The organism is Streptomyces corchorusii (assembly GCF_001514055.1).
In the GTDB taxonomy this organism is placed as follows: Bacteria; Actinomycetota; Actinomycetes; order Streptomycetales; family Streptomycetaceae; genus Streptomyces; species Streptomyces olivaceoviridis.
On the sequence record NZ_KQ948370.1, the window covers coordinates 170,716 to 182,006 of the forward strand.

9 protein-coding genes and 1 pseudogene are annotated in these 11,291 nt (G+C 68.0%); 5 read left to right on the plus strand and 5 right to left on the minus strand.

Going from position 1 to position 11,291, the window contains the following annotated elements; genetic code table 11:
- Positions 1 to 209: 209 nt before the first annotated feature.
- Entirely contained in the window at positions 210 to 881 is a 672-nt protein-coding gene (locus tag AQJ11_RS38085; RefSeq protein ID WP_059266403.1) for an HNH endonuclease family protein, read from the minus strand.
- Positions 882 to 1,143: 262 nt separating this feature from the next.
- The gene (gene ltrA, locus AQJ11_RS38090) at positions 1,144 to 2,547 is read right to left on the minus strand and encodes a group II intron reverse transcriptase/maturase (protein ID WP_341846314.1); all 1,404 of its coding nucleotides are present in this window, start codon (positions 2,545 to 2,547) and stop codon (positions 1,144 to 1,146) included.
- Between the two features lie 267 nt (positions 2,548 to 2,814).
- Between ltrA and AQJ11_RS38095 the strand changes: the two genes are divergently transcribed.
- Complete coding sequence (locus tag AQJ11_RS38095; protein WP_059266370.1) at positions 2,815 to 3,048, plus strand: hypothetical protein; 234 nt, start codon at positions 2,815 to 2,817, stop codon at positions 3,046 to 3,048.
- A gap of 201 nt (positions 3,049 to 3,249) precedes the next feature.
- Here the strand turns inward: AQJ11_RS38095 and AQJ11_RS38100 are convergent, their stop codons facing one another.
- A complete protein-coding gene (locus AQJ11_RS38100) occupies positions 3,250 to 3,468 on the minus strand; it encodes a LexA family protein (RefSeq protein ID WP_059266371.1) in 219 nt (72 codons plus the stop codon).
- 66 nt (positions 3,469 to 3,534) lie between these two features.
- On the opposite strand from AQJ11_RS38100, the gene AQJ11_RS38105 reads away from it, so the two are divergent.
- The gene (locus AQJ11_RS38105) at positions 3,535 to 3,888 is read left to right on the plus strand and encodes a DUF6233 domain-containing protein (RefSeq protein WP_059266372.1); all 354 of its coding nucleotides are present in this window, start codon (positions 3,535 to 3,537) and stop codon (positions 3,886 to 3,888) included.
- Between the two features lie 330 nt (positions 3,889 to 4,218).
- Entirely contained in the window at positions 4,219 to 4,437 is a 219-nt protein-coding gene (locus tag AQJ11_RS38110; protein WP_059266373.1) for a DUF6207 family protein, read from the plus strand.
- A gap of 44 nt (positions 4,438 to 4,481) precedes the next feature.
- On the opposite strand, the gene ku is transcribed toward AQJ11_RS38110, so the two are convergent.
- Positions 4,482 to 5,522 (minus strand): non-homologous end joining protein Ku, encoded by a 1,041-nt coding sequence (gene ku / locus AQJ11_RS38115; protein ID WP_059266374.1) that lies wholly within the window; start codon positions 5,520 to 5,522, stop codon positions 4,482 to 4,484.
- A gap of 148 nt (positions 5,523 to 5,670) precedes the next feature.
- On the opposite strand from ku, the gene AQJ11_RS38120 reads away from it, so the two are divergent.
- Both AQJ11_RS38120 and AQJ11_RS38125 read left to right on the plus strand, forming a co-directional pair.
- Positions 5,671 to 6,645: an ATP-dependent DNA ligase gene (locus AQJ11_RS38120; protein ID WP_059266375.1), complete on the plus strand. Its 975-nt coding sequence runs from the start codon at positions 5,671 to 5,673 to the stop codon at positions 6,643 to 6,645.
- Between the two features lie 119 nt (positions 6,646 to 6,764).
- Positions 6,765 to 9,848: an NACHT domain-containing protein gene (locus tag AQJ11_RS38125; protein WP_059266376.1), complete on the plus strand. Its 3,084-nt coding sequence runs from the start codon at positions 6,765 to 6,767 to the stop codon at positions 9,846 to 9,848.
- Positions 9,849 to 9,926: 78 nt separating this feature from the next.
- Here AQJ11_RS38125 and AQJ11_RS38130 read toward each other — a convergent pair.
- Positions 9,927 to 11,165 (minus strand): annotated as a pseudogene (locus tag AQJ11_RS38130) (IS701 family transposase).
- Positions 11,166 to 11,291 lie beyond the last annotated feature (126 nt).

Here is an 11,291-nt window from a genome sequence, read left to right on the forward strand (position 1 = left end):
ACCAGACCAGGCCAGGCCAGGCCGGGCCCCCGCGGCCGCTCGGTCACGGATCACCCTGCGACAGCGCGCCTGCCAGCCGCGAAACGAGAAGGACAGGCGCCAGCCGGTCTTCTGCCCGGGCACCGTCTGGTCCTGCCCCTGGCAGCCGCGCCTGGCTCATCCTTCGGTGACCTGGCGCTGCCTCCGCAGCCCCTCCGCGGCCACTGTCGTCAGCGGGCCAGTGTCACGGTGACAGGCACGTCCGGACAGTTGCCGAGCACCTCGGTGAGCGCGGCCTGCTCGCCGGTGTCGATGCTCAGGCCCCAGCGCGTCTTGTCGGCCACCCAGTCGGCGACGTACTGGCAGCGGTAGCCGACGGCCGGCGGCAGCCACGTGCTGGGGTCCTGGTCGGCCTTGGACCGGTTCGAGGCAGCCGACACCGCGATCAGCGCGCGCTCGTCGCCGAGGTCGTTGGCGTAGGCCTCACGTTCCTTCGCGCTCCAGGCGGAGGCGCCGGAGTCCCAGGCCTCGGCGAGCGGGACCAGGTGGTCGATGTCCAGACCCTTCGGTCCCTGGATGAAGCGGTCGTCGTACGGCGAGAACCAGGCTCCTCCGCTCAGCCGGCAGCTCGCGCCCTGCTCTGGGGCGACGACCGCCTCGGCCTTCAGAACCTCGGCGCGGGTGTTGCAGCCGTCCTTGTCGGCGTCGACCCAGTGCTTGAACTTCGTGCGCTCGTACCCGGTGCGGTCCTCGGTGCGGACCGGCAGCTGGGCGAGGGCGTCCTGGACGGGAAGGGTGACGGTGTCACCGGGTGCGGAAGCAGCCGGGGCTGCGTGCGCGGTCGTCGGGATGACCAGGGCGGCGAACACGGCGGCCACGGCAGCGGTACGGGCGAAGCGCACGAGCGGAGTCCTCTCGAAGACCACAGAGCAGTTCGTGATCTTCGTAGCGGCTCCCGCACGCGACCCGCCGGCAACCAGCAGCGGCTCTACCCGATCGGGCGGTAAGTACGATCAACAACGCGCGAGGCTGGCCGCTTACGATCTGTGCCGTGACAGAGGCCCCCGATGAGCTGATCGAGTAGCCGAGGGGGATCTCACCCCTCGGCTCTCACAGAACCGTGCGTAAAAGTCTCCCGTTACACGGCTCTTGTCGTTCTGATCGTCAGATCAAGTAGGCGGCAGTCGTCAGGCGCCAGTGCGCGAACATGCGTGGGTACCGCTGCGCGATCTCCCCGAGTTTCGCGAGTGCCTTACGGTGGCCTGCGAGCCGCTTGTACTTCCGGCGGATCCAACGCACCAGGTAGGCGTTGATGCGCATGAGGAAGGAGATCAGCTCCCACGAGCGGAAGCGTCCGTAGTAGTTGATCCAGCCCCCGACCACAGGGTTGATCCTGCGGGCGAGGTCTGCGAAGGAACTGCCGGTGCGGAGGTGCAGTTGCCAGGAACGCACCTCTCGACCGATCCGGGTCAGGGCCTGCCTGCTGATGGCCGGCTCGAACGACAGGAACTGCTTGCCGTGCCGATTCCGGTTCTTCCTGGGCCGGAACGTGTACCCGAGGAACGTGAACGACGTGTGCTCGTAGGAGCCACGCCGGAACGCGTCCTTGCAGTAGACGATCCGGGTCTTGTCCGGGTGCAGCTGCAACCCGACCTCGACCATCCTGCCCCTGAGCGCGGCCAGCACCTGGCGGGCCTGGCGCTCGGTGACGCAGTGCAGCACTGCATCGTCCGCGTAGCGTTCGAACCAGACACCCGGGAACTCCCGAGCCATCCAGGTGTCGAACGCGTAGTGCAGGAACAGGTTCGCCAGGACGGGAGACACCGGAGCCCCTTGAGGGGTCCCTCGTTCCCGTTCCAGCAGGGAGCCGTCGGGCATGACGAGCGGGGCGGCAAGCCACCGCCGCACGTACAACTTCACCCAAACGGCATCGGTGTGAGCCTCCACGGCCTTGACCAGTAGGTCCCAGGGCACGCTGTCGAAGAACTTGGTGATGTCGAACTCCACCACCCAGTCCCGCTTCCAGCAGCGCTCCCGGCACCTTTCCACCGCAGTCAAGGCAGACCGTCCAGGCCGATATCCGTAGCTATCCGGGTGGAACATAGGGTCCACCCTTCTAATTAGATGCCGGGACACAACGGTCTGAGCCACACGGTCGGCGACAGCGGGAATGCCGAGCATTCTCGTGCCGCCTCCGTGCGGCTTGGGGATCTCTACCGCGCGCACCGGTGGCGGAAAGTACGAGCCCGATGACATTCGATTCCAGACCTTGTAGAGATTGCTCCTCAGGTCCTTCTCGAAATCGTCGATACACTGTCCATCCACGCCGGGTGCACCTTTATTAGCCTTGACTTCCTCCCACGCCTCCTTGACTTCCCACTTCGACCTCCGCATCGGTACTCGACCCCTTGCGGTGTCCGCCGCTTGGGGCACTCCCTCTCCCCTGAACTGCGTCAGGGCGTATCGGTGCCTGCCTTCTCCTGTTCCATGCGAGAGCCGCAGACCGGACTCACGTCGCCTCCATGCCGGACACCACCTGGCCAATAGACGGGCACCCGCCAGGCTCATCCCGGAGCACTTGATAAGCCCCGGTTTCGGTGTCGTCTGGTTCCATTTCGACACGTCAGCAGCGATTCACTTGCGTTCGTCTTTCCGGTCCCCACCTGACGCCTCTTACGACGCCTTTTCCTCATCGCTCACCACGACAGTCTTCAGCTAACGCAGCATGAGGCGGTTTGAAGCCTCCCCCCGCAGGGCGGCTCCGAAGGGCCACAAAACCTTCATCTCTCACACAGCACCATTTCCGGAAACTGCTCCTACATACAACTTCCTTCCATGTTCAGGACACACATCAAGCTGGAACGATCCGCCGAGGAAGAACGCGCCAAGCTCGCCGGCCTGGCCGGTGACGAGTACGACGCCCAGTGGCGCCGCTGGCGCGAGGCGTCCAAGGAGGTGCAGGCGGCCGTCACCGCGCACGCCGAGGCGTCCGGGGCCAGCCGGTACGAGCTGGAACAAGCGGTGAAGAAGGCCGTACGGCACGCCCAGGAAGACCCGGCCGTCGAGTAGACGGCCTACTGCCCGTCGGGCCAGGCGACCAGCACGTCATGGTCTCCTCACCGGTGAGGGCGACACGGGCGTCCGGCATGCTGCCGTACTCGCCGATCCAGCGGCGGAACTTGTCCCGCGCGACCTCCTTACGGTGCCACCAGCCATGCTGCACCGCCCGGCCGCCAAAGATGAGCAGCCGGTAGTAGCGGCCGGCGCCGGTCAAGCCAGTCGGATCCCTCGCGACCGCCCCGGCTCGCGGACGATCGCCCGTTTCGCCTCCAGCTCGCCCAGCTGGTAGTGCACGGATGCCCTGCTGCGCATGCCGACAGCCGCGCCGATCTGCTGCATCGTCGGCGCTTGACCGTAGTCGGCGATGTGCTGGCGGATGCAGCGCAGGATGCGCTCCTGGGTGTCGGTGAGGTAGTCGACGCGGTACATAATTCAATTAGAGCGCTTGTTCGAATTTGAAGGCAAACGAAAGACACGGCAGCCCGGGAGGAGCAGGTGGGTGGTGAGCAGCCGCTCTCGCGTCTGGACGCGCTGCGCTTCGCCCGGCGCGTCGTCGAGCAGCAGGCCGTCCGGCAGCTGGGGCTCATCGACCGCTGGATCGCAGAGGAGGAGCGGCGGGAGGCGGAGCGGCGCCGGGGTGAGGAGATGCGGCCGGCCGCTGCGGACTGGCTGATCCAGTACGGCCTGAACCGGGCCAACGTCGACGCCGTCCACGTAGGCGGCTGCTGGGCCGCGAAGAAGAGCGGCCGATGCCGCCCCGCCACGCGCGAGCAGGCCCTCGACGCGCTCCGAAGCGGGGTGCCGCCCTGCGTGCACTGCCGACCCGACACAGCCTTCGGCATTGGCTGAGACGAGAGCGCCCCGGCCAGCGTGCTGGCCGGGGCTGAACCCGCAAAACTGTGATCGTGAAGGGCGGTCGCCTACGCGGCGAAAGGCAATGCGAGGCTTCAGCCGAACGATCGTCCTCGCATGCGATAGATGAGGCCCGGGGACACTGTTCCCTTCACCATCACGCCTTTTTCAACCCCACCCGCCCGGCGAACATTCCCACGCGTCTACAGGTTCTCGGGACCTTCCCGGGCGCTGCACCGCTTCCGTCGTCGCCTCCCCATGAGCTGGTCCTACTCCAGTCGGGTGAACACGCCAGGAGGGGAGAACTGCGCGCGGCGCCAGCGCGTGATGCCCCGTGTGAAGCCGATCAGCGAAGTGCATGTGGCGGAGCCGGGCCTGGCCATCGTCGAGGTCGCGGCCTGCGATGACGAGACAGCATTCGCGGTCCAGGAGCTGCTCGCCGGGCGGTGGGCGACCGCGACCGCGGACACCACGACCCGGGCTCCCGGCGAGCCCGGTGTCCGGCTGCGCTGCTACCTGGACGTGCGCCAGGAGCTCGGCTCGTAGCATCGCTGGGGCTGTCATACGTCCGCAGGCCCGGTGCGCAGCTGTCAGGCGGCGGTCTTCTTGCGGCGGCGGCCACTGGAAGCGAGTGCGTCGATGAGCTCCTCCCGGCTCATCTTCGACCGGCCGGGAACGTCCTGTTCGGTCGCCCGCTGGTACAGCTCCGCCTTGCTCAGCTTCTGCAACTCCCGCTTGCCGCCGGCACCGCGTCCGCGGGCCCGCGCCACACCGGCCTGCTTCGGCGGAGCCTTCCGTGCCGGCGCCTTCGCCGACCCGCCCGCCGAGGACCGGGCGGCCGCATTGCGCGGCGCGGCCCTCTCCTTGCGCTCGCCGGCCGGCTCCTTCATCAGGTCGATCACGTTGGTCGCCTCCGGCGGCTCCTCGGTCGCCGCGATCTCCTGGCCCTCGGCCTTGGCCTTGACCAGCTCGCGCACCTTCTGCTGGTAGGTGTCGCGATAGCGGGAGGGATCCCAGTCGGAGCTGAGCGCGTCGACCAGCTGCCGCGCCATGTCCAGCTGCTTGCCCCGCCCCGCCCGGCCGGAGGGGAGCTCGGGCAGTTCCTGGCCCGGGTCACGGACCTCGTCCGCCCAGTGCAGCGTCTGCAACACCAGCACCTTGTCCTCCGCGCGCAGCGCGGTCAGGTACTGCTTGTTGCGCATGACGAAGGTGGCGATCCCCACCTTGTTCGCCTCCGCCAGCGCGGCGCGCAACAGCTCGTAGACCCCTGTGTACTCGGTGCCGCGCGGGGCGATGTAGTAGGTGCGGTCGAAGTAGACCGGCTCGATCCGCTCCAGGTCGACGAAGTCGGTGATGTCGATGGTCTGGGAGCGGCCTGGCGCGATCTCGTCGAGTTCGCCGGGTTCCACGATGACGTACTGGCCCTCGTCGAGTTCGTAGCCCTTGACGATGTCGCTGGTGTCGACCTCGTCGCCGGTGCGTTCGTTCACCCGCTTGTTGCGGATGCGGTCCGAGGTGCCGCGCTGGAGCTGGTGGAAGTGGACGGTGTGGTCCTCGGTCGCGGTGTAGAGGCCGACGGGCACGGTGACGAGCCCGAAGGTGATCACGCCTGTCCAGATCGCCCGAGCCATGATCGTGCTCCGTCCCTTCGGCCCGGCATGCACAGATGCCGGCATCACGCCCTGTTGTCTTCACGCTCGCACCGCTGTGCGTGCCGCGCCCGCCGGGCCGGAGGGCAGGCACCCGAACGGCGGCCAGCCGGGGTGGAAGGCATCGGACATGACGTGGACGCTGCCCGAGCCGATGCTCGCCGCCCCCGTGCCGGACCCGGCTCTGCCGGCGGGCTGGGCGGCAGAGGTGAAATGGGACGGATGGCGGGCCGCGGTGTCGGTGGAGGCGGGCCATATCGTGCTGCGCTCACGCCGGGGCACCAACCTGCTGCCGGCGTTCCCCGACGTGCAGGCCGGGTGCGCGCAGCTGCCGGACGCGACCGCGTTGGACGGCGAGTTGGTCGTGTGGGAGGCCGGGCGGCTGGCGTTCGAGCAGCTCCAGGGACGCCTGCGGGCCCGTGCGACCGCAGCGGCTCGGCTCGCGGGTGAGTGGCCGGCTCACTTCGTCGCCTTCGACCTGCTGCGCCTGGAGGGGACGGACACCACCCGGTGGGCCTACCGGCGCCGGCGTGCCGCCCTGGAGGAACTGTTCCAGGAGCGCGGGCTGGCGGCGCCGTGGGCGCTGTGCCCGTCGACCACCGACGCGTCCACGGTCCGCGAGTGGCTGACCTGGACAGCCGTCGGCGTGGAGGGAATCGTGTACAAGCGGCTGGACAGCACCTATGAGCCGTCGGTACGCGGGTGGCGCAAGTACAAGGTGCGCGAAACCCAGGACGCGATCGTCGGCGCCGTCACCGGATCGGTGAGGACACCCAGGACACTGCTGCTGGGCCGCTACGACACCGACGGCCGCCTGCAGCACACCGGCCGCACGACAACGCTCCCCCAGGCAGCCGCCCGCAGCGTTGCCGTTCTCCTGGCCCCGTCCAGAGGCGCACACCCGTGGACGGGCTTCACCTTCTCCGCCGGATGGGGCAGCCGGGAAAGCCTGGACGTCACCCTGGTCCGGCCCGAGCTCGTCGTGGAAGTCGGCGTCGACATCGCCCGCGACAGCACCGGCCGATGGCGGCACCCCGCCCGCTGGCACCGCCCGCGCCCCGACCTCTCCCCCGCCGACGTCGCACCCTTCGGCAGCCCACGTTAGGTCGGCGAAGCGGAAGAGCCAGCCGCCGACCGTCCGCGCGGCCAGTCCCAGGGTTTCTGCCCTCGGCAGGTCCCATCGCTCTAGGCTCTGTCCATATTCAGAATGCACGGGGGTGTCGAATGGAGCCTGTGGTACTCGGCGGGAAACTCGCCTCCAGCTTGGTCGGCTCACTGATCAAAAAACTGTTCGTGGCGGAGGGGCCAGGCGCGGGCCTGGTCGACAGACCTGTGCGGATGAAGAACCTGGTCTCCTTCCGGGGCGAAAAGCGCACACTGGACGAAAAGGACGTACACAAGCTCGCGGAGTACCTGGTTCAGCAGGCCATCGACTCACCGGGCGAGCGACCTTTCCGGCCCCAGGAGCGAGCCGCTGTGGTAGATGCGCTGGCCCGACGGCTGCTTGCGCTTGGTGACCTGGACATGGACGACGTCCAGGCCGTGCGGCTCGGTCACCGGGAACTGGCACGCAGGCTGCGCTCCCAGAGTCCGGCACCGGATGGGCTGTCGACCGACGCCCAGCTCTTCCTCGATTCCGCAACGGAGTGGGCCTCTTTGCAGGTTCTAGAGTTCTTCACCCGCCGCTCCACCTTCGTGGCGCGCACCCTGGTGGAACAGGCCCGGGCGCAGGCGGACCTCGTCGCCAAGGTCGATGAGCTGCTCACCCGCACACCACGCCCGGATACCAGGGACACCACATTCGAGCGTGGCTATCTCGACTACGTCGTCAGGAAGCACGGAAAGCTCACGATTTACGGCATCGATCTCAGTAACTCGCCGGATCGTTGGCCGCTGGACGCGGCATACCTCAGCTTGAACGTGATCGGGCACGGCGAGGAGACCGATTTCGAACCGGCGTCCACCTCGCCCGTCTCTGCCCCCGCCGATCAGGTGCTGTCCGACCACGACCGGGTGCTGCTGCGGGGGGCCGCGGGCTCGGGCAAAACCACACTGATCCAGTGGCTCGCGGTGTCGGCAGCGGCCAGCTCCACGGAGGGCATGGCCTACCTCATCGGCCGAATCCCGTTCGTGCTCCCCCTGCGCACCCTCACCCGGCACGGCGAACGCCTCCCGTCCCCCACGCGCTTCCTCGCTTCGGTCGGATGCCCGCTGGCCGACAGCCAGCCGGAAGGCTGGGAACACCGCGTCCTGGCCAGCGGGCGCGGACTCGTCCTGGTCGACGGTCTCGACGAAGTTCCGGAACACGAACGCGAACGTACCCGGGCCTGGCTGCGCGACCTGGTGGATGCCTACCCCGGCAACCGCTGGCTCGTCACCTCTCGCCCCTCGGCCGTACGCGAGGACTGGCTCGCCTCCGACGGGTTCACCGAACTGAGCCTCTCCGCGATGAGCCCGTCAGACGTGGCCGCCTTCATCAAACGCTGGCATCGGGCCGCCGCCACCGGTGTGCCTGACGAGGACGCCCTCTTGGCTTCCTACGAGGCCCAGCTCCGCGACGCCGTCCGCACCAAGACCGACCTGGGCCGCCTCGCCACCAATCCCCTGATGTGCGGCCTGATCTGCGCACTCCATCGTGACCGGCGCGGCTACCTCCCCTACGGCCGCAAGGAGTTGTACGACTCCGCCCTCTCCATGCTTCTCGTCCGCCGCGACCGCGAACGTGACATGACAGTTCCCGAACTGAGCGAGGAGCCCCAGTTACAGCTCCTCCAACGGCTCGCCCACTGGCTCATCCGCAACGGCCGTACGGAAATGGACTGGAGCAGGGCGGAGAGCATCATCTCGGAGGTGCTCCCGGCGGTCCCGGCGGCGCATATCCTGGGGGATGCGGGCGACGTGCTGCGCCATTTCTTGATCCGCACCGGCCTCCTTCTCTCCCCCGCCCCGGGCACGATCCACTTTGTGCACCGCACGTTCCAGGACTACCTGGGGGCGCGGGCGGCCGTGGAAGCCGGTGACTTCGGCCTGCTGGCGGAACACGCCGACGACGACCAGTGGTCCGACGTCATCCGCATGGCGGTGGCGCAGGCCAGGCCACGTGAACGGGCCGAGCTACTGGATCTCTTGACGGCTTACCCGGACAAGCGCGCTCATCTGCTGGCGATGGCCTGCCTGGAACACGCCACAGAGCTCGACCCGACGGTGCGACGGCGGGTCGAGGAGATGACGGCGATGCTGCTGCCGCCCCGCACGGAAACCGAGGTCAGGGAACTTGCCGAGGCCGGCCCGCTGGTCCTGGGCCTGCTGCCGGGCCCTCAAGGGTTGTCAGACGAAGAAGCCGAAGCGGTAACGGCAACAGCGGCGCTGATCGGGACGGACGCAGCAGTGCCGGTGTTGGCACGGTACCGGAAGCACTCCGCGTGGCGGGTCCGGGTCAACCTGACCCGAGCGTGGGACCTCTTCGACGCAGACGTGTACGCCGACGAGGTACTGGCACAAGCCGACACCCACGACATTTTCCTCTTCGCCACCTCGCCCGCGCAGGTGCGAGCGTTGTCACGTCTCGGTCATCGGGCACGAATCGGCTTGAAAGGCGACCATGTTCCTACGGACATTTTCAGAGTGATACCTGAGGGTGTAGAAAGCCTCGGCCTCTACGAGAACTCCCTGCTCAGCGACCTGGGCCCGTTGTCCTCTCTGCCCTCTGTCCGCCACCTGAACCTGGTGGGCTGCCCAGAGATAGAAGACCTTGCGCCCTTGGCCGATATGGGCCTGAACTCCCTCTCCTTACGGGACATCGGCGGAGTGGCCGGGCTCAGCCGCCTGCACACGCTCAACGGACTCACCGTCGCGACGCATCTGCCGTGCGGACTGGCCGCCCTTCCGCAGGACGCTCCACTCACGTGGCTGTCTCTGGATGGCGAGGCCGTCGTGGAATACGGGCTACGCGGTCTAAGCACATGGCGCGAGTTGGCCTCCCTGAACATCCAGGGCGACATGGGCGTCCTCAGCCCCGAGGACTGGGCGGAGGTCGCCCGGCTGCCGCGCCTCACCAGCGCAACTTTCCGGGGAGATTACCTGCCCGGGCTTCTGTCCGCCCCTCATCTGCCCACGCTCGAGTTCGTGCAGGTCATGAACGTTCGGAAGGACACCGATCTCACACCACTGGCCCGCTGCTGCCCGCAGGTTCAGACAGTCGAACTGTATCCGGAGCAGCACTCCAAGGAGCTGGACCCGGTCCAGTACAAGGCTCTGTTCCCCGACGCCAACGTCACGGTGCGCACTCCCCACCCCTTCTATCTCTGACGGGTCTCAACATGGTTGAGGGGATCGGCATGCAAAAACACCATCCCCCTCCTAATACTGCAGCCGTAGATGTGATCTTCATGATTGAAGGGCGGCCTGGCGTTGGTAGTGGCTGCGTTGGGCGCGGGCTTGGTGGCGTCGGCGCCAGGTGGACCAGCGCAGTCGATGGGCGAGGTCGCGGATCGGCCGTGTGATCAGGGCGGTGAACAGGCGCTGGATCTCGTTGCAGGTGAGCGGGATCAGCCCGTTCGGGCTGGTGCCGTCGTGGGCCAGGGCCTGGTCGCGGCGTTCGAGGGCTGCGGTGACGACGAGGAAGGCGTGACCCAGCGGTGCCAGGAGTCCCAGCGGCGGACCTGGTGCTCGTCCAGTCCGGTCAGGGTCTTCGAGCTCTGGAACGTCTCCTCGACCGTCCAGCGGCTTCCGGCGACCTTGTCGAGGGTGGACAGCGGCACTGGGCGGGGCGCATAGCAGCGGTAGTAGGCGAGTTCGCCGGTGCGGCGGTTGCCGCGAATCAACAGGTGCTGATGGCCGGCCAGGCGGGGGGCGGTGATGGCGATCTGGGCCCGGTCGTACCGGCGGTGGCCCTTCGCACCGCGTCCGGCGGACAGCTTCTGCTGGGCCCGCTTGGGGATCTTCTTGGCCAGGTGGTCGGCGCGCTGGTCTCCGGCCGGGGTGGGGACGCGGTGGGTGCTGGAGACCGCGAGCACGTAGCCGAGCTGCCGCTGTTCCAGGGCGGCGCGCAGTGCGGGTTGTCGCCGATAGACCTCGTCGCCGGCCGCCCATGCGGCCGCAACTCCCGCGTCCAGGATGCGCTCGATCATCTGCCGGGCGAGCTGCGGCTTGGTGGCGAAGCCGACGTCGTCGGGGACGGCGGCCTGGCCGCAGCGGTCCGGGTCGCTCGTCCAGGACTTGGGCAGGTAGAGCGCGCGATCGATGGCGGCGTGTCCGTGCGGGAGATGTAGGTAAGGTAGACGGCGACCTGGGCGTCTCGATCCGCCCGGCGGTGCCGGTGTACTGGCGCTGGACGCCGACGGTGCGGGTGCCCTTCTTCAGGTCGCTGGTCTCGTCCATCACCAGCACGGCCTGGTCGTCGGCCAGGTGCTCCAGCATGAACGCGCGCAGGTCGTCCCGGACGAGGTCGGCGTCCCATTTGGCGCGGCCGAGCAGGTGCTGCAGGCCGTCGGGGTTGGCGTCCCCGGTGTGCTCGGCGATCGTCCAGCAGTTCTTGCGCGGCAAGTCCGTCAACAGCCCGAGCAGCAACTGCCGGGCTCGAAGCCGGAGTTCGATCCGGCTGAATTGTCCCGCGATCTGCTCCATCAGGACCTCGAACATCGCCCGCCAGCGGACAGGCACTACGCTGTGACCTGCGGCCACCGCTTCATCGTCAGTCCACACACCTCACGATGATCACCGGTGGCCGCAGCCGTCTCCGCACCAGGTCCC